Below are 22,189 nucleotides of genomic sequence, written 5' to 3'. Positions count from 1 at the left end.
CCTTACTGCGCAACCTGCGAGATTTCGAACGGGACGGGCTGCTGCGCGGCGTGCGGGTGGCTGTCGCCGGCATAGACCTTGAGCTTGGACAGCTGCTGGCGGCCCAGGGAGTTCTTCGGGATCATGCCGCGGATGGCCTTCTCGACCGCACGGGTCGGGTGCTGCTCCAGCAGCTGGGTGTAGCTCTTGGAGGTCAGACCGCCGGGGTAGCCCGAGTGGCGGTAGGCCAGCTTCTGCTCCAGCTTGGCGCCGGTCAGCGCGACCTTCTCCGCGTTGATGATGATGACGAAGTCACCGGTGTCAACGTGGGGAGCGTAGATCGCCTTGTGCTTGCCGCGGAGCAGGATCGCGGCCTGGGACGCGAGGCGGCCCAGCACGACGTCCGTGGCGTCGATAACGTGCCAGGCGCGGGTGATCTCGCTGGCCTTCGGTGTGTAGGTACGCACGTGAAACCCTCGTGTTCGTGGGAATGGCTTGAGCCGGACCCGCAGACGCGCGGATCGGCAACAGTCATCCAGTTTACGGGACCGGCCGCGGTTCGCTCAAATCCGCCAAACCAGCAGGTCAGCAGCACTTCTGCGGTCACCTGTGACGCCAATGCACATCCGGTGTGCACACAAACTGTGCATACTGGATGTATGACGGAACGCGCCCTCTCCCCCGGCCGCACCGCCCTGCGGGTGCTCGCCCATCCCCTGCGCAGCCGGCTCCTGGCCCAGTTGCGGGTGCACGGTGCGGCGACGGCGACCGAGCTGGCCCGCGCCCTGGAGACCAACACCGGCGCGACGAGCTATCACCTGCGCCAGCTCGCCGAGGTCGGACTGATCGAGGACAGCGGAGAGGGCACCGGCCGGCGCCGGGTCTGGCAGGCGGTCGTCCCCACCGGACCGGGTGAGACCACTGCCGACGCTCCCGATCCCGACGATCCGGACGACGTGGCCGCGGCCAACTGGCTGGCCCGTGACTATCTCGAGCACTTCACCGGCCGGGCCGGGGACTGGCTCGATGAGCGCACCGGGTGGGACGCACCGTGGCAGTCGGTCCTCGGGTTGGAGGACCACCTGGTGCTGGTGACTGCGGAGCAGATGACAGCGCTGCGCGAGGAGTTGGTCGAGGTGCTCGAGCGCTATCGCAGGCTTGGCCAGGGCAACCCTCAGGCCAAGCGCGTGTCCGTCTACACCTGCGCGCTCCCCGTCAGCCGCTCGTGAGGCGTGCACCGCCTCCGCCGAGCCCTCCGCCGAACCCTCCGTCGGTCGTCCCGCTATCGCGCTGAACCCACAAGGGGTTCAACGCGACGCGGCGCTCAGGCCAGTGTGGCGCTGAGCGTGATGTCGACAGCCTTGAGCGCCTGGCTGACCGGGCAGCCCTCCCTGGCGCCCTCGGCGATCTTCTGGAAGGTCTCCTCATCGATGCCCTCGACCGTGGCGGTCATCGTCAGCGCGATGCCAGTGATGCCGGTGCCGGCCACGAAGGTGACCTCGGCGGTGGTGCGCACCTCGGTCGGTGGGGTGTCGTTCTTTTTGAGCTCGTTGGAGAACGCCATCGAGAAGCAGGTGGCGTGCGCGGCGGCGAGCAGCTCCTCGGGAGTGGTCGTGGTGTCCGAGCCCTCGGCGCGGGCGTTCCACTCCACGGGGAAGGTCGCCGCGCCCGAGCTGTCCAAGGACGTGTTGCCCTTGCCGGTGAACAGGTCACCATTCCAGGTCGTGCTGGCCTTGCTGACAACAGGGTTGGGCATGGAAGCTCCTCATCTCGGGTGGGCGCCGCGGGCAGCGGCCCCTTCTCCTGCACCGTAACGCCCCGCCCGTCCAGCCTCATCCGCAGGGATCACCCCGAGGGGCGATAATGGCTCATCGTGGTGGCTGTCCTGCAGGGTTTCTGGCTGATCGCGGTGGTCATCGCGGTCGGCTGGTTCATCGCGCACACCAAGTTGTTCGGCCGGGAGGGCCAGCAGATGCTGGCCCGCCTCACCTTCTGGGTCGGCTCTCCGGCCCTGCTCTTCCTCGTCGTCGCGGACGCGGACGCGGCCGTTCTGTTCTCCGGCTTCCTGTTCGCCACCCTCGCCGGGGTGTTCGTCACGGCCGGGCTCTATCTCCTCCTCGCGCGGTTGGTGCTGCGCCGTCCGCTCTCGCACGCCGTGATGGGCGGAATGAGCGTGAGTTATGTCAACGCCAACAACCTCGGCGTGCCGATCGCCGTCTATGTGCTCGGCGACGCCTCCTGGGCCGCCCCGATCCTGCTCATGCAGCTGCTCCTCCTGCAGCCGATGTGGCTGGCGGCGCTGGATGCCACCGGTCGCGGCACGGTGTCCGTGCGCAGGCTGGTGCTCTCACCGATCACCAACCCCCTCACCATCGGCAGCCTCCTGGGTCTGGTGGTCGCGCTCACCGGCGTGGAGCTGCCGGCGATGGTGCGCGAGCCGGTGGACCTCATCGGCGGTCTGGCGATCCCCTGCATGCTGCTCGCCTTCGGCATCTCCCTGCGTCTCTCACCCCTGCCCACGGGACGCGGCACCCTCGCCGAGCTCAGCGCCATGGTGCTGCTGAAGCTCGCGGTCATGCCTGCCGTGACCTGGCTGGTCGCCGGTCCCGTCCTGGGTCTGTCGACCCCTGAGGTGCTCGGGGCCGTCGTCATGGCCTCGCTGCCCACCGCGCAGAACGTCTTCATCCTGGCGGTCGCCTATCGCAAGGGCGAGACCCTCGCCCGGGACAGCGTCTTCGCCACGACCTTCCTGGCGATGCCGGCGATGCTGCTGGTCGTGGTGCTGATGGGCGTGGGTTAGCCGGTCAGTGCGCACCGCGCGTGCCGGGCAGGGTCACCTGCGCGCACTCCCCTACTGGGCTTGTTCAGCCACCACAGCCGTGGCGGTGCCGACGGCGATCTGCCCCGCCAGTGGCTTGGCGACAGCCACGATGTCGATCTGTCCCACCGGCAGCGTGGCGACGTCCGGGAAGACCCGGTATGGCGGGTGGTCGTCGGTGCCGAGCACCTGCCACTCTCCCTCGCCACCGGCGGGACGCGCGGCGAAGGTCACCTGCACGAACGGCATACTCTCCGCGTCGGGGACACCCACCTCGGCGGTGATCGGTGCCCGCCCGGCCAACCCACCACCGCTGACCTGCACCTCCAGCCCGATGACGGGCTCGGCCACGGAGGTGGCGCTGCGATAGACGACTGCCGACAGCGCCGGCACCTGCACACTCACCGTGCTCGCGTCGTCGGAGGTGATCGCCTGCTGGGTGCCGTAGACGGGCTCGAACTCCGTTCCCGGAGCGTAGGTTGAAAAGCTCGCTGTCGCGGGCTCGACGTCATTGTTGACGGCCACCACATATTCGATCCCCTCCTCCGGGAGCAACCGGCTGACGGCAAAGATCCCGGGGCCGTCGGCGGCATACCGGGTGACCTGGGCACCGTCGGCGAGCGCCGGGTGCTCCTCACGCAGCGCGGAGAGCTCGGCGATGTGGCGATAGAGCGGAGCGTCGGTGTCATAGCGGTCCCGGCTGCCGGGCCCCCCAGAGACCAGGTCCTCCTGTGCGAACTGCTCGACCTGGGTGGCGAACATGTCCTGCCGGGCGTCCTTGTCCCCGCGCCGCCCGATGAAACCCTGCTCGTCGCCGTAGTAGACGACCGGCTGTCCACGCGTGAGGAACATCAGCGTGTGGCCGAAGGCGACGCGCTCGGCCAGGTCGCCGTGCCGCAGGTCGGCAGGCCCCATGAACTGCGCGAACCTGCCCATGTCGTGGTTGCCGAGGAAGGTCGGCAGCGCGTAGGCGTTGGAGTCGGCGTCGGTGTAGTAATCGTCCCCGGCGAACAGGGTGGCCAGGTCGCGGGCCGAGCCACCCCCGGTGTATGCCGCGGCGCCGGCCTGGAAGCCGAAGTCCAGGGTCGCCGGGAGCCGTCCGGTGGTGGAGTACTGACTCATCGCCAGGGGGTCGGCGTCGTAGACCTCGCCGAACATGAAGAAGTCGTCGTTGCCGCCGGCGACCGCGTGCTCGAGCATGGCGGGTCCGAACGCCTGCCAGAACTCCAGGTCGACATGTTTGACGGTGTCGATGCGGAAACCGTCGACGCCGGTGTCGATCCAGTCGGTGTAGATGTCGATCATCCCCTCGACCACCTCCGGTTGCCCGGTCGCCAGGTCGTCCAGGCCGAAGAAGTCGCCGTAGAGGCTCGACTCGCCCTCGAACGTGCTGTTGCCGCGGTTGTGATAGCGCGCCGGGTCGTTGAGCCAGTCGGGCACCTTGAGGTCCTCGTCCCCCTCGGCCACCACCGGGGTGTAGGGCTCCTGGGTCAGGGGCCGGTAGCCGTACTCCCCCTCCTCGTAGTCGATGACGTCGGCGGTGTGGTTGGTGATGATGTCCAGGAAGACCTTCATGTCCCGCGCGTGGGCCTCCTCGACCAGGGTGGCCAGGTCCTCCTGAGTGCCCAGATGTGGATCGACGGTGGTGAAGTCGGTGATCCAGTAGCCGTGGTAGGCCGCGCTCTCCTGTCCCTGCGGTCCCTGCACCCACTGGTTGGTCATCACCGGGGTGAGCCAGATCGCGGTGGTGCCCAGCCCCTGGAGATAGTCCAGCTGCTCGCTCAGTCCCGCCAGGTCACCCCCGTGATAGAAGCCGCTGTCAGTGGGATCGAAGCCGTGCTCGAGGCGGTCGCCGTCCACGCCGGCGGTGTCGTTGGTCGGGTCGCCGTTGGCGAACCGGTCGGGGAGGACGAAATAGAACTGCTCTCCGGTCAGCGGTCCGCGCAGGCCGTCCAGCGCCAGTGCCTCCAGCTGCTCGGGGACCGCCTCGTCCGGCGGCGCCGAGGTGCTGGTCCCGGTGTCCTCGGCCCCGGGCTCAGCGTCCTCATCGAGCAGGCGCGGCACGACGACACCCGCCGCGACCACGGCTGCGAGCGCGCCGACCGCAACCAGGGTGGTGCGACGATTCATGCCGTGCAGTATGCCGTGGGGCCGGCTCAGCGCTCGCGCACCACGCGTCCCTCGTCCCACACCGGCTCGGTTGTCTCCCGCACCTGACCGTCGGCACCAAACACGAGGAATCGGTCGAAGCCGCGGGTGAACCACCGGTCGTGGGTGACCGCGAGCACGGTGCCCTCGAAGGCCGCGAGGCCGGTCTCCAGCGCCTCTGCGGAGTGCAGGTCGAGGTTGTCGGTGGGTTCGTCGAGCAGCAGCAGGGTCGCCCCTGACAGTTCGAGGAGCAGGATCTGGAAGCGCGCCTGCTGACCGCCGGAGAGGGAGTCGAAAGTCTGCTCGCCGGAGCGGGCCAGCTCATAGCGGTCCAGCACCCGCGCCGCCTCGTCCTGCGGCCGGCCCCGGCGGTGCTCGTCACCGCGGTGCAGGATCTCCAGCAGCGTGCGACCGACCAGCGCCGGGTGGTCGTGGGTCTGGGCGAACCATCCGGGCCGGACCCGAGAGCCCAGGCGCGCGATGCCGGTGTGGGACACCGGGGCCGGCACGACGTCGCCCACGGGCCGGTGCTCCACCTCGGGGTCCGACCCCCCTCCGGCCAGCAGTCGCAGGAAGTGTGACTTGCCCGATCCGTTGCTGCCCAGGACGGCCACCCGCTCGCCGAACCAGACCTCCAGGTCGAAGGGCTGCATCAGGTTGGTGAGCTCGAGCGCCTCGCAGACCACCGCCCGCTTGGCGGTGCGACCGCCCTGCAGCCGCATGGTGACCTGCTGCGGGATCGCCACGGCCTCGGGCGGACCGGCGTCCTCAAAACGGCGCAGCCGGGTCTGGGCCGCGTGATACTGATTGGCCATGTCGGCGTTGTAGGACGCCTTCTGCTTATACATCAGCATCAGCTCGCGCAGCTTGGCGTGCTCCTCGTCCCAGCGGCGGCGCGCCTCCTCCAGCCGGGCGTTGCGCGCCACCCTGGCCTCGTGCCACGTGGCGAAGCTGCCCGGGTGCACCCACATCGCGGCGCCGGCGGCTCCCGGCTCGAGCGTGGCGACGCGGGTCGCGACGTTGGACAGCAGCTCACGGTCGTGGCTGACGAACAGCACGGTCTTGGGCGACTCGCGCAGCTGACCCTCGAGCCACTGCTTGGCCGGGACGTCGAGATAGTTGTCCGGCTCGTCCAGCAGCAGCACCTCGTCCGGGCCGCGCAGCAGCGCCTCCAACGCCAGCCGCTTCTGCTCACCTCCGGACAGCGTGTCGGTGGTGCGCCACTGGGCCTGCTCGAACGGGATGCCCAGCGCGCGGACCGTGCAGACGTCCCAGAGCGTCTCGTAGTCATAACCTCCGACGTCGGCCCAGTCCGACAACGCCTGGGCATAGGCCATCTGCGCCGGCTCGTCGTCGACGGTCATCACGGCATACTCCGCTGCCTCCAGCTCCCGGGCGACCCTGCGCAGGTCCGGAGGGGCGACCGAGACCAGCAGCTCCCGCACGGTCGGTGGCTCGCTGGTGTCGTCGCGCCCCATGGTCCCGATGAACTGGTGCATCACCCCCAGCCCGCCGCTGCGGGCGACCGATCCGGTCTGCGCCGCGAGATCCCCAGCAATCAGTCGCAGCAGGGTCGTCTTGCCCGTGCCGTTGGGCCCGACCAGGGCGACCTTCGCGCCTTCACCGACGCGCAGGGAGACGCCGTCGAGCAGTGGTCGCCCGTCCGGGAGAGCAAAACTGACACCGTTGACCTCGAGATGACCCACGGCCCCATTGTCAGGGGCAGACGGCCGCGACCTCAACGGGGTTTGCTGCGACGCCGCCCCGAACTCCCGGCTCGCCGCCGTCAGACCTCGTGGCTAAGGTCGAAGGCGAACCGCAAGTTCCCTGCATCGACTCAAGTAAGGAGCAACACCCATGGCGGACAAGGAGACCTTCACGACGGGCAAGGACCACGGCAAGGAGCCCTACGTCGTCAACATCGAGAAGATGACGGTCGACAACAAGAACTTCCGCAAGACGCTGTGGACCGGCGCGCACCTGCAGCTCACGGTGATGAGCATCGACGTGGGCGACGACATCGGTCTTGAGGTGCACCCCAAGAACGACCAGTTCCTGCGCGTGGAGAAGGGCAAGGGCCGCACCGAGATGGGCCCGACCAAGAAGGACCTGTCGTTCGTCAAGGACGTCGGGGATGACGACATCGTCCTGGTGCCGGCCGGCACCTGGCACAACGTCACCAATACCGGTGACGAGCCGCTGAAGGTCTATGTCCTCTACGGTCCCGCCGACCACGAGCCGGGCACCGTCCACCCCGAGCACAAGGACGCCGAGAGGGACCCCAACGAGGAGTGAGCGCGGGCTGCACCACGCAGCACGCCGGAGAGGGAGTATGCCGTGAGCACACGGCATACTCCCTCTGCGCGTAGGCGGCGCGGCCAGCGGGGTGAGAGGTCTCGGTCAGCCGTGCGCGACGCAGTGGGTCGACCACGGACGGACCTCGAGGCGACCCGGCGCGATCTGGGTGCCGCACTCGTCACACCGGCCATAGGTGTCCTCGTCCAGCTTGCTCAGCGCGCGACGCACCTGGTCCAGGATGTCCTGCAGGTTGTTGTGCGCCCCCACCGCGGTGAGCCGGTCGACGGCCATCGCCGTGCCGTCGCCGATCCGCTTGCCAAAGCTGATGGCACCCTGGTCCTGCTCGGGGCGGGTCAGGCGCTCCATCTGCTCCAGCAGGTCGGCCTCCTTGACCCGCAGCTTCGCGGAGATCCTCTCCTGTGCCATCCCCTCACTCTGCCACCTCCCCTTCACTCTGGCACCTCTGCTCCCCCACGGGGTCCCGATTGCTGCCAATGTGGATGGGATCCCTCAGGAAGGAGAGTCCGATGACAAATGCCACCGGCATCGATGTCACTGTTCCACCGAGCGGCACCGGCTGTGTCGAGTGTCTAGCGACCGAGGACGGGTGGTGGTTCAACCTGCGCAGGTGCGCCCAGTGCGGGCACGTCGGCTGCTGTGACAGCTCGCCGTCACAGCACGCGACGGCGCACTTCACGGAGACCGGCCACCCGATGATGCAGAGCTTCGAGCCTGGGGAGGAGTGGTTCTACTCCTATCCGGAGGAGCGCAAGGACGCCAGCGGCCCGGACCTGGCGCCACCCACCAGTCACCCGGAGGACCAGCCCAAGCCGGGGCCGGCCGGCAGGGTGCCGGAGGACTGGGAGTCGCGCCTGCACCCCAAGTGAGCCGCTGACCGCTATCGGGGTTCCGCAGCCACGGTGGCCAGGTCGTCGGCGACCTGCTGGATCGTCGCCAGGACCTGACGCACCGCCAGACGTGCTGCCCGGTCCGGACGCTGGATCGCCAGAACTGCTCGCCCGGTGTCGACACCGCCGAGCGGGCGCAGCACGACGCCGTCCCGCAGCCGGGTGGTGAACCGTGGCAGCAGAGCCACCCCGTGGCCGGCGGCGACCATCGCCTCGACCAGCCGGTTGTCCCGCACCCTCTGGACCACCCGGAGCGTCGCCTGCGTCTCGGCCTCGATGGCCTGCAGCACCGTGTCAAACGGAAAGCCGAGCGGCACGCCGATCCATGCGTCATCCACCAGATCCTGAGGCTGCACGGTCTGCTCCCCCGCGAGACGGTGCCCGGTGGGCAGCGCCACGTCCAACGGCTCACGCAGGAGCCTGGTGACCACCAGCCCCGCGGTCCCCGGCGGGCGACGACCGCGAAGTGAGTGACCGATGACGATGTCGTGATCCTTGGTCAGCTCGGCCCAGTCGGCCTCCGCGACATCGGTGTCGTGGCAGGTGATCTCGATGCCCGCCCCGGCGAGCGCGCTGAGCGCCGGTGGCAGCAGATACTCCCCCGCGCTGGGCAGAGCCATCACCGAGACGCCGCCCGTCGGGTGGTGCCGGAAGGCGTCCCAGTCCGCGCTGACCTCGGCCAGGACGGTGGCCACGTCCACGGCCCGACGCGCCAGCAGCTCGCCGGCCTCGGTCAGCCGCAGACCTCGTCCGTGCGGCTCCACCAGCTGGGCGCCCAGCTCTCGCTGGGCGGTCTGCAGCTGCTGGGACACGGCCGAGGGCGTGCGGTGCGTGGCGCGTGCCACGGCTGTCACGCTCCCCCGCTCCGCGAACTCCCTCAGCAGTTCCAGGTGGCGGACGTCCATGTAGGCAACCTACACGCATCTGTCACAACATTTCGCTTGTCCTGGACGATCGCGGGCCGCATGCTTGGAGCCATGCCGATCCGTCACCGCCTCCTGGCCGTCTCGGTGGCCGTCATGTGGGGTCTGAACTTCACGGCGATCCACGCCTCGCTGGAGCACTTCCCGCCGTTCTTCCTGGTGGCCCTGCGCTTCCTGGTCCTGGCCATCCCGACCGTCTTCCTGGTCCCGTGGCCGGAAGTGCCGCTGCGCTGGCTGCTCGGATATGGCCTGGGCTTCGGCACCCTGCAGTTCCTCTTCCTCTACTGGGGCATGGCGGCGGGGATGCCGGTCGGCCTGGCCTCCCTGGTGCTGCAGGCCTCCGCCCCGTTCACGGTCCTGCTCGGCGCGCTCTTCCTGCGTGAGCGGATGACCGGCCAGCAGGTGCTCGGGATCCTGATCGCGGTCGGCGGGCTGACGCTGGTGGCGTTGCACCGCGCGCAGGTCGCTGCGATCCTGCCCTTCCTGCTGACTCTCGCGGGCGCCCTGGGCTGGGCGATCGGCAACATCTGCAACCGGCAGGCCCGCCCGCGAAGCCCCCTGCACCTGACGCTCTGGGTCTCGGTCGTCCCGCCCCTGCCGATGCTGGCCGTCTCGCTGGTGGTCGAGGGGCCGTCGAGGATCGGGGCATCCCTGAGCACAGCGCTCACCCCGGAGGCTCGCCCCGCCCTGGTGGGGTTGGCCTACACAGTGGTCTTCGGCACGGTCGTCGGAACCGGCATCTGGACCTGGCTGATGGCGCGCCACCCGGCCGGGGTCGTGGCGCCCTACTCACTGCTGGTCCCGGTCGCCGGCATGCTGGCTGCCTGGTTCGTGCTGGGTGAGCGGGTCAGCGGCCCGGAGCTGCTCGGTGGAGTCATCGTGGTCGTGGGTGTCCTGCTCGGGTCACTGCGTCGACATCCGCGCGGCGGCACCATCGTGCCGCCTCAGCCCAACCACCAGGTGTCGATGTCGATCAGCCAGTGATTGCGCAGGCTGAGGGCCCGCTCCAGGGACGCCGCGATCCCCGCGACGAAGAGCGTCGTGTTGAGCCAGCCGGGCAGCGCAAGGGGTGAGGTGAAGGTGCCGACCCGCTCGGCCACCAGGTCCCACTCGGTGGCCCGCTCAAGCAGCTGTGGCACGAAGATCACCAGGCCGACCAGCAGGACCGCGATCGCCACGCGACCTATCCAGCGGCTGAGTCGCGGATGGCGGTGGTCGAGGACAGCCCGCCAGTACTCCTGGCTGTGCCGCACCGGACGGAGCACCCGCTCCTCACCGCCAGTATCGGACACCAGGTGCATCCGGGTCACGCCGAACGTCCCCGTGGCCACCTCCACCACTCCTCCGGGGACCGGGAACGCCGCCGGCGCCTCGGCCACCAGCTGCTCGCGGCCGTCGCGATAGAAGCGGATGGTGTCGTTCCAGTCGAAGTAGTCCACGTCGACGGAGTACTCGTGCTCGACCCCGTCCTCGTCCGGCAGCGCGATCCGGAAGACCGAGCGGGTGGGGATGTGCCACGGCCGGTGCGGCTTGAGCGCGGAGCCGTCGCCCGGCGTGGCCTTGGCCAGGTGCTGACGCCGTCGCCATGCCTTCCACATCGGGACTCCTCCTCTCCGTAGGTCAAGGCTACGGGTTGCAACTCCAGCCGACTCTGCGTCCGGGGTCAGGGCAGCGTGCGGCTGGCCCTGGCCTGCTGCGCCCGTGTCGCGAGCTGGTGGTCATCGGCCGGATAGACAATCTCTTCCAGGCAGAGCCCATGCGCAGGCATCACCGTCACGCGCGGGTCCCGGACGCCAGCGGTGAGGATCTCGGCGGGCCAGCCCACGGCATACCGCCCCTCGCCGACCGGGACCACCGACCCGACCAGCGCCCGGACCATGCTGTGGCAGAAGGCGTCAGCCACGACGGTTCCGGTGAGTATGCCGTCCGCTCCCCTCTCCCAGGAGTAGCCCAGCAGGGTGCGCACCGTGGTCGCGCCCTCCCGCTTCTTGCAGAACGCGGCGAAGTCGTTGAGGCCGACGAGTCCACGCGCGGCCTCGTCCATCGCCTCAACGTCGAGCGACTTCTTGTGGGCCACGGTGTCGCGGCGCCGCAGCGGGTCGAGCGTGCTGGGACGGTCGCAGATCCGATAGGTGTAGCGCCGCCGCAGCGCGGAGAAGCGGGCATCGAACGCGTCGGCGACCTCGGTGACGGCACGCACCACGATGTCGGCGGGCAGCACGCCGGCAAGCCGGGTCACTGCGGCCTCGTGCGGTGGCCGGTCCGAGCGGCCCTGGAGCCTCGTCCAGGCGGCGTGGTCGATGTCGACGTGCGCCACGGAACCGCGGGCGTGCACCCCGGCATCGGTCCGCCCACCCACGGTCAGCCGGACGGGGTCGGTGCGCAGGATGGTGCCGAGCGCGGAGGACACCTCACCCTCGACGGTGCGCAGCCCCGGCTGCGCCGCCCACCCTGAGAAGTCAGTGCCGTCGTAGGCCAGGTCGATCCGGATGCGCACGCCCCGAACCTACCCGTCCCGCCCGTGCCCCGGTGCCCCCGCCCCGCTCCCCGCCCGCACCCCCGGTGCCCCCGCCCGCGTGTTGCGCACAGTGCGAACATCGCTGCGGCAAGTCGCGCGCCAGGACCCCGCTGTCGTCGCGCCCTTCCTGCACATTCAGAGGCCCGCCCGCGTGTTGCGCACAGTGCGAACATCGCTGCGGCAAGTCGCGCGCCAGGACCCCGCTGTCGTCGCGCCCTTCCTGCACATTCAGAGGCCCACCCGCGCGTCGCGCACAGCCCGACAAGTGGCAGCACAACGGTGAGCGCCCGCCTCCCCCTGAAGGGAGACGGGCGCTCGGTGTCACGGGACCGTGTGAACCGTCACGGGACGGGTGTGATCAGGCGTCATCCTTGACCGTGTTGGCGGCCTCGGTGACGTCCTCGGTGCCCTCGTCGTTGACCTCAGCGGTCTCGGCGGGGGCGGCCGGGGTGACGTCGGCGCTCTCAGCGGCCTCCACCTCGGCCTGGGCCTTCTCGACCTCGGCGGCGTCGGTGGTGGTCGGCTCCTCGGCAGCCAGCTCGGCGTCCGTGATCGCGGCGGCCTCGGCAGCCTTCTTGTCCTTGGCCGCACGCTTGGTGGCGCCCTCGGCCTGCGTGACGACGGCCTTCTTGGCCACCGGCTCGCGGACCAGCTCGATCACGGCCATGGGGGCGTTGTCGCCCTTGCGCGCCGCGATCTTGGTGATGCGGGTGTATCCACCCTGGCGCTCGGCCATGTCCGGTGCGATCTCGGTGAAGAGACGGTGCACCACACCCTTGTCGCGGATGGTGGCCAGCACGCGACGACGGTTGTGCAGGTCGCCGCGCTTGGCAAAGGTCACCAGGCGCTCAGCCATCGGGCGCAGGCGCTTGGCCTTGGCCTCGGTGGTGGTGATGCGGTCGTGCTCGAACAGGGCGGTGGCGAGGTTGGACAGGATCAGGCGCTCGTGCGCCGGACCGCCGCCGAGGCGCGGGCCCTTCGTGGGGGTAGGCATAACTCAGGTCTCCTAAAGGGAATCAGTACTGCTCGTCCTCGGCGAAGCTGGCGTCGCCCTCGTCTTCCAGGTCCTCAGAGAGGTCAGCCTGAGCCGGGTCGAACCCGGGGGGGCTGTCCTTGAGGGACAGGTTCATGTCGGCCAGCTTCTCCTTGACCTCGTCGATGGACTTCGCACCGAAGTTGCGGATGTCCAGCAAGTCGGCCTCGCTGCGGCTGACGAGCTCGCCCACCGTGTGGACGCCCTCGCGCTTGAGGCAGTTGTAGGACCGGACGGTCAGGTCCAGGTCCTCGATCGGCAGGGCCAGGTCGGAAGCCAGGGCGGCGTCGGTCGGCGACGGGCCGATCTCGATGCCCTCGGCCTCGACATTGAGCTCACGGGCCAGACCGAACAGCTCGACCAGGGTCTTGCCGGCGGAGGCCATGGCGTCGCGCGGAACCATCGAGTTCTTGGTCTCGACGTCCAGCACGAGACGGTCAAAGTCGGTGCGCTGCTCGACACGGGTCGCCTCGACCTTGTAGGTCACGGCGAGCACCGGTGAGTAGATGGAGTCGACCGGGATGCGGCCGATCTCCTGGTCACCGGACTTGTTCTGCTGAGCGGAGACATAGCCACGGCCACGCTCGACCGTCAGCTCCATCTCGACCTTGCCGCTGTCGTTCAGCGTCGCGATGTGCAGGTCCGGGTTGTGCACCTCGACACCGGCCGGCGGCGCGATGTCCGCGGCGGTGACGGGGCCCGCACCCTGCTTGCGCAGGTACATGATGACCGGCTCGTCGTGCTCGCTGGAGACGACCAGGGTCTTCAGGTTCAGGATGATCTCGGTGAGGTCCTCCTTCACCCCCGGGATGGTGGAGAACTCGTGCAGCACACCGTCGACGCGGATGCTGGTGATCGCGGCGCCGGGGATGCTGGACAGCAGGGTCCGGCGCAGGGAGTTGCCGAGGGTGTAGCCGAAGCCCGGCTCGAGCGGCTCGATGGAGAACCGCGACCGGGCGTCGGAGATGACCTCCTCGGACAGGGTGGGACGCTGTGCGATGAGCACGATATTTCCTTTCCACGGGCGACCGCTATTTGACGCCCAGTGATCTGTCGGGACCGAGGTCCCGACCGACAGACCGACTCTGTCCTCGGTGCTGCCGGAGGTATGGCGGACGCTCATCGAACAAGGTGAGCCTCGCCATACCGGCTGTTCGCGAAGCGAACCCGGGAAACCAGCGAGCTTGCGAGCCTTGGTTTCCCGGAACAGCCAGGAACTCGCGAGCTTGCGAGCTCCTGGCCGTCGGGGGTGTGGGGGCCGGAGGCCCCCACTGACTAATTCTTCGAGTAGAGCTCGACGATGAGCTGCTCGGTGAGGATCGTGTCGATCTGCTCACGCACGGGCAGCTGGTGGATCAGGATCTGCAGCGAGCCCGGGACGACCTTCATCCAGGCCGGGACGGGACGGTCACCGAAAGTCTGGCGGGCCAGCTCGATCGGGAACTTCTCGACGGACTGCTTGCGGACCGTGATGATGTCGTAGGGCTCGACGCGGTAGGACGGGACGTCCACGCGGTGGCCGTTGACCTCGAAGTGGCCGTGGGTGACCAGCTGGCGGGCGGCACGACGGGTGCGTGCCAGGCCAGCGCGGTAGACCACGTTGTCCAGGCGGGACTCGAGGATGGTCAGCAGGTTCGAGCCGGTGCGGCCGGGGCGACGTGCGGCCTCGGCGTAGTAGCGGCGGAACTGCTTCTCCATGACGCCATAGGTGAAGCGAGCCTTCTGCTTCTCCTGCAGCTGGGTCAGGTATTCCTTCTCCTGGCTGCGGCGGCGGCCGTGCTGCCCCGGGGGGAACGGACGCAGGTCGAAGTTCTTGTCTCCACCGACGAGGTCGACCTTGAGCCGGCGGGACTTCTTGGTGATGGGTCCGGTGTAACGGGCCATGTTCTTTCCTTACCTTCCCTTCCGGATCTCAGACGCGACGCTTCTTGGGCGGACGCACACCGTTGTGTGCCTGGGGGGTGACATCAGAGATGGCACCGACCTCAAGGCCAGCAGCGGTGAGCGAGCGGATAGCGGTCTCGCGACCGGAACCCGGGCCCTTGACGAACACGTCGACCTTGCGCATGCCGTGGTCCATGGCGCGACGGGCAGCAGCCTCGGCAGCCATCTGGGCGGCATACGGGGTGGACTTGCGCGAGCCCTTGAATCCGACCTGGCCGGACGAGGCCCACGCGATCACCGCACCGGTCGGGTCAGTGATCGAGATGATGGTGTTGCTGAACGTGCTCTTGATGTGAGCCTGCCCGAAGGCAACGTTCTTCTTTTCCTTCTTGCGCACCTTGCGTGCGCCGGCCGTGCTACGGCTCTTGGGGGCATTCATTTCTCCTGACGAATGAGCAAGTATGTCGTCCCCGGTCCATCGGTCCGCGGGCGGAGCGAGCGTTCGGGGGTGCACGGGGGGCGAAGCCCCCGTGTGATTACTTGGCGGCCTTCTTCTTGCCTGCGACGGTCCGCTTGGGACCCTTGCGGGTGCGGGCGTTGGTCTTGGTGCGCTGACCGTGCACCGGCAGACCGCGGCGGTGCCGCAGACCCTGGTAGCTGCCGATCTCGACCTTGCGGCGGATGTCCGCGGCGACCTCACGACGCAGGTCACCCTCAAGGCGGTAGTTGCCCTCAAGGTGGTCACGCAGCTGGACCAGCTGCTCGTCCGTCAGGTCCTTGACGCGGGTGGCCGGGTCGACGCCCGTGGCCTCCAGCGTCTTGTCGGCGCGGGTGCGACCCACGCCGAAGATATAGGTGAGAGCGACCTCGACGCGCTTCTCGCGCGGGAGGTCAACACCGATGAGACGTGCCATATGGCTGTTCTCCTGGTTTCGTGTGGAGGTCGTGGTGCAGCACCGGTCCGCATCCTCTGTGGTGGGCTCTCGCCCGCGGTCCCCGGCCTCCACGCCGGGGGTGACGTCCCGCAAGTCGGGGGTCGGGTGCTGCGTACTGCGTTGAGTTGTGTCGTCGTCGTGATCGGCGACTCGTGCAGGGCGGCGGACCGCCCGGGGTGATCAGCCCTGGCGCTGCTTGTGGCGCAGGTTCTCGCAGATCACCATGACCCGGCCGTTACGGCGGATCACCTTGCACTTGTCGCAGATCTTCTTGACGCTCGGCTGAACCTTCATGTTCTGGTGCCGTCTTTCCGATCTGGTGGGTGGATTGCTGGCTGGTGTGGGCCTAGGGCCCGCGCCGGTCAGCGGTAACGGAAGACGATGCGTCCGCGGGTCAGGTCGTACGGGCTGAGCTCCACGACAACCCGGTCCTCGGGGAGGATCCGGATGTAGTGCTGACGCATCTTGCCCGAGATGTGAGCCAGCACAACGTGACCGTTGGTCAGCTCGACTCGGAACATCGCGTTCGGGAGGGCCTCAACAATGCTGCCCTCGATCTCAATGACGCCTTCCTTCTTCGCCATGTCCTCCACATTTCTGAGCAACCACGCGCAGCCCAGGGTTGACCTGGGAGAGTGTGATCACAAGGTTGGTTGCAACACTCGGTTCGCCCCCTGGGCACCCCTGAGGGAGTCCAGACGTGAACCGAGGGTCAAGTCTACGCCACGAGGTGGCCGGACCACCAATCGCGCTCCCCCTGCACCCGCCCGGCGGCACGAAGGCGCACACCCGGGCGGGGCAGGCACCGCCCGGATCAGTCCAGCGGAGCGATCGTGATGCCGTGCTCGGCCAGTTTGGCCTGACCGCCGTCGAGCGCGGTCAGCACCCAGAGTCCGGCGTCGGTCACCGCGACGGTGTTCTCCCAGTGCGCGGCCCGCGAGCGGTCGTTGGTGATGACGGTCCAGTCGTCGTCGAGCGTCGTGGTCTCGATGGTGCCGAGGGTGATCATCGGCTCGATAGCCAGGGTGGCACCGGAGGGGACGTTGGGCCCCTTCCCGGACACGGCGTAGTTGGGGACATTGGGGTCCATATGCATCTCCGTGCCGATGCCGTGGCCGACATAGTCCTCGAGGATGCCGTAGGACAGGTCCTGCCCAGCGATCCGGCGGCGTTCTAGCGCGCCCTCGACGGAGCCCTCCACCGCGTCGCCGACGTCGAACAGCCGACCACCCACGCGCAGGGCGGCGATGCCGGCCCACAGGGCGGCCTCGGTGTCCTCGACCAGGGCACGGTCCTGCGCGCTGCCCGCTTCGGGCCCCCCGACGATCAGGGAGATCGCGGCGTCACCGTGCCACCCGGAGAAGATCGCTCCGCAGTCGATGGAGACCAGGTCGCCCTCGTGCAGCACCCGCTCCCCCGGTATGCCGTGCACGACCTCTTCGTTCACGCTCACGCAGAGGGAGCCGGGAAAGCCGTGGTAGCCCTTGAAGGACGGGACGCTGTCGAGGCTGCGGATGTGCTCCTCAGCAAGCGCGTCGAGCTGACCGGTGGTGATCCCGGGGACTGCCCGTTCCCGAACACGTTGCAGGGTCTTGCCGACGACCAACCCGGCCTCGCGCATCAGCAGGATCTGCTCGGTGGTCTTGGCCTCGATCTTAGGGCGGCGCAGGAACGACATCAGGAGTCGGTGACCTGACTCAGAGTGCGCTGTGATTGCCGTTGGTGGGCCGGGTATCCAGAGCCTCCTGGACACGCGCGGAGACCTCCTTGACCGAGCCCATGCCGTCGACCTGGCGCAGCAGCCCACGGTCCCGGTAGATCGCAGCCAGCGGAGCGGTCTCCTCGGCATACTTCTCCATGCGGGCGCGGATCACCTCTTCCGTGTCGTCCGCGCGCCCCTGCTCCTGGGCCCGCGCGAGGAGGCGTCCCACGACCTCGTCGGTCTGGACGACCAGCTCCAGCACGAGGTCCAGGGCGGCACCCTGGTCCGCGAGCATCTCGTCCAGCGCCTCGACCTGCCCCACGGTGCGGGGATAGCCGTCCAGCAGGAAGCCCGCGGCCGCGTCAGACTTGGTGAGTCGGTCCCGGACGATGGCGTTGGTCACCTCATCGGTGACGTAACCACCCGAGGCGAGGATCTCCTTGACCTGCAGGCCGAGCTCGGTCTCGTTCTTGATGTTGGCACGGAAGATGTCACCGGTGGAGATCGCCGGGATGGCGCGGTTCTCCGCGATCAGGGTGGCCTGCGTGCCCTTGCCTGCCCCGGGGGGGCCGAGGATGATCATGCGCATCAGCGGAGGAACCCTTCATAGTCGTGCTGCTGGAGCTGGGACTCGATCTGCTTGACCGTCTGCAGACCGACTCCCACGATGATGATGATGGATGCTCCGCCAAAGGGGAAGTCCTGGCTGGTCCCCAACACGTTGAAGGCGATCAGCGGGATCAGCGAGAGGATCGCCAGATAGATCGCACCCGGGGTGGTGATCCGGTTGAGGACATAGGCGAGGTACTCGGCCGTCGGACGTCCGGCGCGGATGCCCGGGATGAAGCCGCCGTACTTCTTCATGTTGTCCGAGACATCGTCGGGGTTGAACGTGACCGAGGTGTAGAAGAACGCGAAGAAGATGATCATCACGGTGTAGATGAGCATGTAGAGCCAGTGCGTGTCCTGGCCCTGGATGCCCATCCCCAGGTAGCGGTTGACCCAGGTCACCCACTCGGGGGCCGGCGAGCCGTCGCTGGGGGTGTTGAACTGTCCGATCATCGTCGGCAGCATCAGGATCGAGCTGGCGAAGATGATCGGGATGACGTTGGCCATGTTCATCTTCAGCGGGATGTAGGTGGAGGTGCCGCCGTACTGGCGACGTCCGATCATCCGCTTGGCGTACTGCACCGGGATGCGGCGCTGGCACTGCTCGACGAAGACGACGAGCGTCATGATCACCACGCCGAGGGCGAGCACCAGGACCAGGGTGCTCCAGGACTTCTGCTGGATGACTGCCAGCGAGCTCGGGAAGCCCGCTGCGATGGCGGTGAAGATCAGCAGGGACATGCCGTTGCCGACGCCGCGCTCGGTGATCTGCTCGCCCAGCCACATGATCAGACCGGTGCCGGCGGTCATGGTCAGCACCATGAGCACGATGACGCCGACGGACTCGTCGGGCATGACCGTCGAGCAGCTGCCGCCAAAGAGTGTGGAGGGGTTGCGCGCGAAGGTGATCAGCGTGGAGGACTGCAGCACCGCCAGACCGATGGTCAGATAGCGGGTGTACTGCGTCATCTTGGTCTGCCCGGCCTGGCCCTCCTTCTTGAGGGCCTCGAAGCGCGGGATCACCACCGTCAGCAGCTGGACGATGATCGCCGCGGTGATGTAGGGCATCACGCCGAGGGCGAAGATCGACAGCTGCAGCAACGCACCGCCACTGAACAGGTTCACCATGCCCAGAGCGGCGTTGGTGGAGGTGGCCATGTCCTGGCAGCGCTGCACCAGACCGTAGTCGATGCCCGGTGCGGGGATGTGGCTACCGAGGCGGAAAATCGCCAGGATGCCGAGCGTGAAGAGGATCTTCTTGCGAAGATCAGGCGTCTTGAACGCTCGCACGAACGCGGAAAGCACGAGGATTTTCCTCCCAAGGATCCCGCAGCGGCGGGCTCAAGCAGTATCCGGGTGACGATAACACCCGTGGATGGGGACAGACGAAGCCCCGGGTGCCGTGGGCACTCCGGGGCTTCGTCATGACGCGTGGTTCAGGGCACGTCGACCGTGGTCAGCGCGCCGCATGCGCATCTCAGGCCTCGGTGACCGAGCCGCCAGCGGCCTCGATCTTCTCCTTGGCGCTGGCGGAGAAGCGGACTCCGCTCACCTGGATGGCGCTGGTGATCTCTCCCGTGCCCAGGACCTTGACGGGGTGGCCCTTGCGGACCCCGCCCTTGGCGACCAGGTCCTCGACGGTCACGGCGCCACCCTGCGGGTAGAGCTCGGACAGCTTGTCAAGATTGACGACCTGGTAGGTGGTCTTGAACCGGTTCTTGAAACCGCGCAGCTTGGGCAGCCGCATGTGCAGCGGGGTCTGCCCACCCTCGAAGGCCTCGGGCACCTGGTAACGCGCCTTGGTGCCCTTGGTGCCGCGACCGGCGGTCTTGCCCTTGGATGCCTCACCGCGACCCACACGGGTCTTCTTGGTCTTGGCGCCCGGGGCCGGGCGCAGGTGGTGCACCTTCAGTGCGCTGGTGCTCGGGGCACCCTTCTCGACGGACTCAGCCATCGTCAGTCAACCTCCTCGACGGTCACCAGGTGGGCGACCGCACGGACCATGCCCCGGAACTCCGGGCGGTCCTCCTTGACGACCGTGTGGCCGATGCGCTTGAGGCCCAGCGAACGCAGGGTCTCGCGATGCATGTGCTTGCCACCGATCTCGGACTTGATCTGGGTCACCTTCAACGAAGCCATCAGGCACCTGCCTCTGCGCGAGCCTTGAGCATCGCTGCCGGGGCCACGTGCTCAAGGGGCAGTCCGCGGCGCGCCGCGACGGCCTCCGGGGGCTCAAGCTCCTTGAGCGCCTGCACGGCAGCGTGCACGACATTGATGGAGTTGTCCGAGCCCAGCGACTTGCTGAGCACGTCGTGGATGCCGGCGCACTCCAGGACGGCGCGCACCGGACCACCGGCGATGACACCGGTACCCGGGCTGGCCGGGCGCAGCATCACGACACCGGCAGCGGTCTCACCCTGGACGGGGTGCGGGATAGTCCCGGCAATGCGGGGGACGCGGAAGAAGTTCTTCTTGGCCTCCTCGACACCCTTGGCGATAGCCGCGGGCACCTCCTTGGCCTTGCCGTAGCCGACGCCCACGGTGCCGTCGCCATCGCCCACCACGACCAGCGCGGTGAAGCTGAAGCGGCGACCACCCTTGACGACCTTGGCCACCCGGTTGATCGTGACGACGCGCTCCATGTACTGGTTGCGCTCGTCCTCACGCCCGCCGCGACGGTTGTCGCGGTCACGGCTGTCTCGGCGGTCGCCGCGTCCTCCGCGACGGTCCGAGCTGTTGTCGGTGCCGCTGGTGGCACCGGTCCCACGGCGCTGGTTGTCGGCCATCAGACGGTCCTCTTCTCGTTGCTGTTCATCGCGGTCACAGGGACAGACCGCCCTCTCGTGCGCCATCAGCGATCGCGGCGACGCGACCGGCGTAGCGGTTGCCTCCACGGTCGAAGACGACCGTCTCGACCCCGGCAGCCTTGGCGCGCTCGGCGAGCAACTCGCCCACGCGCTTGGCCTTGGCGGTCTTGTCGCCCTCCATCTCGCGCAGGTCCGCCTCCATGGTCGACGCGGACGCGAGCGTGGTGCTCGAGTCGTCGTCAACCAGCTGGACGAAGACGTGGCGCGAGGAGCGGTTCACGACCAGGCGGGGGCGCGATGCGGTGCCCATGACCTTCTTGCGCAAACGGGTGTGCCGGCGAATGCGCGCGGCATTCTTGCCCTTGGCACGCTTGATGATCATTGCCATGGCTTACTTACCAGCCTTTCCGACCTTGCGGCGGATGTGCTCACCCTCGTAGCGCACACCCTTGCCCTTGTAGGGGTCAGGCTTGCGCAGCTTGCGGATGTTCGCAGCCACCTCGCCGACCTGCTGCTTGTCGATGCCCGACACCGCGAACCGGGTGGGGTTCTCGACCTGGAAGGTGATTCCCTCCGGGGCCTTTACCAGGATCGGGTGGGAGTAGCCCAGAGCGAACTCCAGGTCGCTTCCCTTGGCCACGACGCGGTAGCCGGTGCCGTGGATCTCCAGCTTCTTGGTGTAGCCGTTGGTGACGCCCTCGACCATGTTGGCGATCAGGGAGCGAGTGAGTCCGTGCAGGGCACGGGACTCACGCTCGTCGTTGGGGCGGGACACCTCGAGGGCACCGCTCTCACCGGCGGCCACGGAGATCGGCTCGGCAACGGTGTGCTCGAGCTGACCCTTCGGGCCCTTCACTGTGACATTGCTGCCGTTGACAGCCACCTCAACCCCAGAGGGCACGGTGACCGGAAGTCGTCCAATACGAGACATGTCTTATTCCTCCGTTCTCACCAGACGTAGGCGAGGACTTCCCCACCTACACCCTTCTGGGCCGCCTGCCGGTCAGTCAACAGGCCGGAGGAGGTGGAAATGATGGCCACACCGAGGCCGCCGAGCACGCGCGGCATGCCGGTGGACTTGGCGTAGACCCGCAGACCGGGCTTGGACACCCGGCGCACCCCGGCGATGGAACGCTCGCGGTTCGGGCCGTACTTGAGGTCGATCAGCAGGGTCTTGCCCACCTCGGCGTCCTCGACGGACCAGCCGCCGATGTAGCCCTCGGCCTGCAGGATCTCTGCGATGTGTGACTTGAGTTTGGAGAACGGCATGCTCACCTGGTCCTTGTGCGCCGAGTTGGCGTTTCGGATGCGGGTCAGCATGTCCGCGATCGGGTCGGTCATTGTCATTGGGCTTCGTGCCCTTCCTCACCGCGGTTTCAGCGGGCCACGTGGGGCCGACCGACCTGCGATGTAGCAGTGCGTGGATGAATGGGGTGCGGGATTACCAGCTGGACTTGGTCACGCCGGGCAGCTCGCCAGCGTGCGCCATCTCGCGCAGGCAGATCCGGCACAGGCCGAACTTGCGGTACACCGAGTGAGGACGGCCGCAGCGCTGGCACCGGGTGTAGCCCCGGACCTTGAACTTGGGCTTGCGGTTGGCCTTGTTGACTAGTGCAGTCTTCGCCAC

Annotated in this window: 30 protein-coding genes; 5 read left to right on the top strand and 25 right to left on the bottom strand. The window is 68.1% G+C overall.

Going from position 1 to position 22,189, the window contains the following annotated elements; all coding sequences use genetic code 11:
* Window positions 1-2 precede the first annotated feature (2 nt).
* Window positions 3-446, bottom strand: a complete 444-nt coding sequence (gene rplM, locus FNH13_RS05290; protein WP_143782511.1) for a 50S ribosomal protein L13 — start codon at window positions 444-446, stop codon at window positions 3-5.
* A 192-nt stretch (window positions 447-638) separates the two neighbouring features.
* Here rplM and FNH13_RS05285 point away from each other — a divergent pair, with 192 nt between their 5' ends.
* Complete coding sequence (locus tag FNH13_RS05285) at window positions 639-1,208, top strand: winged helix-turn-helix domain-containing protein (RefSeq protein ID WP_143782510.1); 570 nt, start codon at window positions 639-641, stop codon at window positions 1,206-1,208.
* A gap of 95 nt (window positions 1,209-1,303) precedes the next feature.
* On the opposite strand, the gene FNH13_RS05280 is transcribed toward FNH13_RS05285, so the two are convergent.
* Window positions 1,304-1,735: an OsmC family peroxiredoxin gene (locus tag FNH13_RS05280; RefSeq protein ID WP_143782509.1), complete on the bottom strand. Its 432-nt coding sequence runs from the start codon at window positions 1,733-1,735 to the stop codon at window positions 1,304-1,306.
* Window positions 1,736-1,852: 117 nt separating this feature from the next.
* Here FNH13_RS05280 and FNH13_RS05275 point away from each other — a divergent pair, with 117 nt between their 5' ends.
* Complete coding sequence (locus FNH13_RS05275; protein WP_165700022.1) at window positions 1,853-2,779, top strand: AEC family transporter; 927 nt, start codon at window positions 1,853-1,855, stop codon at window positions 2,777-2,779.
* 51 nt (window positions 2,780-2,830) lie between these two features.
* Here FNH13_RS05275 and FNH13_RS05270 read toward each other — a convergent pair whose 3' ends face one another.
* Window positions 2,831-4,927, bottom strand: coding sequence for an alpha-amylase family glycosyl hydrolase (locus FNH13_RS05270; RefSeq protein ID WP_143782507.1), 2,097 nt, complete (start codon window positions 4,925-4,927; stop codon window positions 2,831-2,833).
* A 26-nt stretch (window positions 4,928-4,953) separates the two neighbouring features.
* Window positions 4,954-6,651, bottom strand: coding sequence for an ABC-F family ATP-binding cassette domain-containing protein (locus tag FNH13_RS05265; RefSeq protein WP_143782506.1), 1,698 nt, complete (start codon window positions 6,649-6,651; stop codon window positions 4,954-4,956).
* Window positions 6,652-6,802: 151 nt separating this feature from the next.
* Here FNH13_RS05265 and FNH13_RS05260 point away from each other — a divergent pair, with 151 nt between their 5' ends.
* Window positions 6,803-7,240 (top strand): cupin domain-containing protein, encoded by a 438-nt coding sequence (locus FNH13_RS05260; RefSeq protein ID WP_143782505.1) that lies wholly within the window; start codon window positions 6,803-6,805, stop codon window positions 7,238-7,240.
* Between the two features lie 105 nt (window positions 7,241-7,345).
* Here the strand turns inward: FNH13_RS05260 and FNH13_RS05255 are convergent, their stop codons facing one another.
* Window positions 7,346-7,669 carry a TraR/DksA family transcriptional regulator gene (locus FNH13_RS05255; RefSeq protein WP_202878869.1) on the bottom strand — a complete coding sequence of 108 codons (324 nt, stop codon included), beginning with the start codon at window positions 7,667-7,669 and terminating at the stop codon, window positions 7,346-7,348.
* Window positions 7,670-7,770: 101 nt separating this feature from the next.
* On the opposite strand from FNH13_RS05255, the gene FNH13_RS05250 reads away from it, so the two are divergent.
* Window positions 7,771-8,130, top strand: coding sequence for a UBP-type zinc finger domain-containing protein (locus tag FNH13_RS05250; RefSeq protein WP_143782504.1), 360 nt, complete (start codon window positions 7,771-7,773; stop codon window positions 8,128-8,130).
* 11 nt (window positions 8,131-8,141) lie between these two features.
* On the opposite strand, the gene FNH13_RS05245 is transcribed toward FNH13_RS05250, so the two are convergent.
* Complete coding sequence (locus tag FNH13_RS05245; RefSeq protein ID WP_143782503.1) at window positions 8,142-9,056, bottom strand: LysR family transcriptional regulator; 915 nt, start codon at window positions 9,054-9,056, stop codon at window positions 8,142-8,144.
* A gap of 72 nt (window positions 9,057-9,128) precedes the next feature.
* Here FNH13_RS05245 and FNH13_RS05240 point away from each other — a divergent pair, with 72 nt between their 5' ends.
* The gene (locus FNH13_RS05240; protein ID WP_143782502.1) at window positions 9,129-10,058 is read left to right on the top strand and encodes an EamA family transporter; all 930 of its coding nucleotides are present in this window, start codon (window positions 9,129-9,131) and stop codon (window positions 10,056-10,058) included.
* On the opposite strand, the gene FNH13_RS05235 is transcribed toward FNH13_RS05240, so the two are convergent.
* The 19 genes from FNH13_RS05235 to FNH13_RS05145 form a co-directional block, all read right to left on the bottom strand.
* Window positions 10,019-10,672: a hypothetical protein gene (locus FNH13_RS05235; protein ID WP_143782501.1), complete on the bottom strand. Its 654-nt coding sequence runs from the start codon at window positions 10,670-10,672 to the stop codon at window positions 10,019-10,021. The genes FNH13_RS05240 and FNH13_RS05235 overlap by 40 nt on opposite strands.
* A gap of 65 nt (window positions 10,673-10,737) precedes the next feature.
* Window positions 10,738-11,571: a tRNA pseudouridine(38-40) synthase TruA gene (gene truA / locus FNH13_RS05230; protein ID WP_143782500.1), complete on the bottom strand. Its 834-nt coding sequence runs from the start codon at window positions 11,569-11,571 to the stop codon at window positions 10,738-10,740.
* 379 nt (window positions 11,572-11,950) lie between these two features.
* Complete coding sequence (gene rplQ, locus FNH13_RS05225) at window positions 11,951-12,586, bottom strand: 50S ribosomal protein L17 (protein WP_143782499.1); 636 nt, start codon at window positions 12,584-12,586, stop codon at window positions 11,951-11,953.
* A 22-nt stretch (window positions 12,587-12,608) separates the two neighbouring features.
* The gene (locus FNH13_RS05220) at window positions 12,609-13,631 is read right to left on the bottom strand and encodes a DNA-directed RNA polymerase subunit alpha (RefSeq protein ID WP_143782498.1); all 1,023 of its coding nucleotides are present in this window, start codon (window positions 13,629-13,631) and stop codon (window positions 12,609-12,611) included.
* Window positions 13,632-13,900: 269 nt separating this feature from the next.
* Window positions 13,901-14,509: a 30S ribosomal protein S4 gene (gene rpsD / locus FNH13_RS05215; RefSeq protein ID WP_143782497.1), complete on the bottom strand. Its 609-nt coding sequence runs from the start codon at window positions 14,507-14,509 to the stop codon at window positions 13,901-13,903.
* A 28-nt stretch (window positions 14,510-14,537) separates the two neighbouring features.
* Complete coding sequence (gene rpsK / locus FNH13_RS05210; protein WP_143782496.1) at window positions 14,538-14,948, bottom strand: 30S ribosomal protein S11; 411 nt, start codon at window positions 14,946-14,948, stop codon at window positions 14,538-14,540.
* 97 nt (window positions 14,949-15,045) lie between these two features.
* On the bottom strand, window positions 15,046-15,423 hold the full coding sequence (rpsM, locus tag FNH13_RS05205) for a 30S ribosomal protein S13 (RefSeq protein ID WP_143782495.1): 378 nt from the start codon (window positions 15,421-15,423) through the stop codon (window positions 15,046-15,048).
* A 201-nt stretch (window positions 15,424-15,624) separates the two neighbouring features.
* Window positions 15,625-15,738, bottom strand: a complete 114-nt coding sequence (rpmJ, locus tag FNH13_RS05200; RefSeq protein ID WP_006592630.1) for a 50S ribosomal protein L36 — start codon at window positions 15,736-15,738, stop codon at window positions 15,625-15,627.
* A gap of 68 nt (window positions 15,739-15,806) precedes the next feature.
* On the bottom strand, window positions 15,807-16,028 hold the full coding sequence (gene infA / locus FNH13_RS05195; protein WP_143782494.1) for a translation initiation factor IF-1: 222 nt from the start codon (window positions 16,026-16,028) through the stop codon (window positions 15,807-15,809).
* A gap of 230 nt (window positions 16,029-16,258) precedes the next feature.
* A complete protein-coding gene (map, locus tag FNH13_RS05190; protein ID WP_143782493.1) occupies window positions 16,259-17,122 on the bottom strand; it encodes a type I methionyl aminopeptidase in 864 nt (287 codons plus the stop codon).
* 19 nt (window positions 17,123-17,141) lie between these two features.
* Window positions 17,142-17,735 carry an adenylate kinase gene (locus FNH13_RS05185; RefSeq protein WP_143782492.1) on the bottom strand — a complete coding sequence of 198 codons (594 nt, stop codon included), beginning with the start codon at window positions 17,733-17,735 and terminating at the stop codon, window positions 17,142-17,144.
* Window positions 17,735-19,060 carry a preprotein translocase subunit SecY gene (gene secY, locus FNH13_RS05180; protein ID WP_143782491.1) on the bottom strand — a complete coding sequence of 442 codons (1,326 nt, stop codon included), beginning with the start codon at window positions 19,058-19,060 and terminating at the stop codon, window positions 17,735-17,737. Before secY ends, FNH13_RS05185 begins: the two co-directional genes overlap by 1 nt.
* Before the next feature lie 172 nt (window positions 19,061-19,232).
* Window positions 19,233-19,709 (bottom strand): 50S ribosomal protein L15, encoded by a 477-nt coding sequence (rplO, locus tag FNH13_RS05175; protein WP_143782490.1) that lies wholly within the window; start codon window positions 19,707-19,709, stop codon window positions 19,233-19,235.
* A gap of 2 nt (window positions 19,710-19,711) precedes the next feature.
* A complete protein-coding gene (rpmD, locus tag FNH13_RS05170; protein ID WP_143782489.1) occupies window positions 19,712-19,894 on the bottom strand; it encodes a 50S ribosomal protein L30 in 183 nt (60 codons plus the stop codon).
* Entirely contained in the window at window positions 19,894-20,541 is a 648-nt protein-coding gene (rpsE, locus tag FNH13_RS05165) for a 30S ribosomal protein S5 (protein WP_143782488.1), read from the bottom strand. The genes rpmD and rpsE overlap by 1 nt, the downstream gene beginning before the upstream one ends.
* Before the next feature lie 34 nt (window positions 20,542-20,575).
* The gene (gene rplR / locus FNH13_RS05160) at window positions 20,576-20,950 is read right to left on the bottom strand and encodes a 50S ribosomal protein L18 (RefSeq protein ID WP_143782487.1); all 375 of its coding nucleotides are present in this window, start codon (window positions 20,948-20,950) and stop codon (window positions 20,576-20,578) included.
* Window positions 20,951-20,953: 3 nt separating this feature from the next.
* A complete protein-coding gene (gene rplF, locus FNH13_RS05155; RefSeq protein ID WP_143782486.1) occupies window positions 20,954-21,493 on the bottom strand; it encodes a 50S ribosomal protein L6 in 540 nt (179 codons plus the stop codon).
* Between the two features lie 17 nt (window positions 21,494-21,510).
* Complete coding sequence (gene rpsH / locus FNH13_RS05150) at window positions 21,511-21,909, bottom strand: 30S ribosomal protein S8 (protein WP_143782485.1); 399 nt, start codon at window positions 21,907-21,909, stop codon at window positions 21,511-21,513.
* A gap of 94 nt (window positions 21,910-22,003) precedes the next feature.
* Window positions 22,004-22,189, bottom strand: a complete 186-nt coding sequence (locus FNH13_RS05145) for a type Z 30S ribosomal protein S14 (RefSeq protein ID WP_143782484.1) — start codon at window positions 22,187-22,189, stop codon at window positions 22,004-22,006.

Source organism: Ornithinimicrobium ciconiae (genome assembly GCF_007197575.1).
GTDB lineage: Bacteria > Actinomycetota > Actinomycetes > Actinomycetales > Dermatophilaceae > Ornithinicoccus > Ornithinicoccus ciconiae.
The sequence above is the reverse complement of the archived record's forward strand: the minus strand, read 5'-3'. Positions and strand labels throughout refer to the sequence as shown.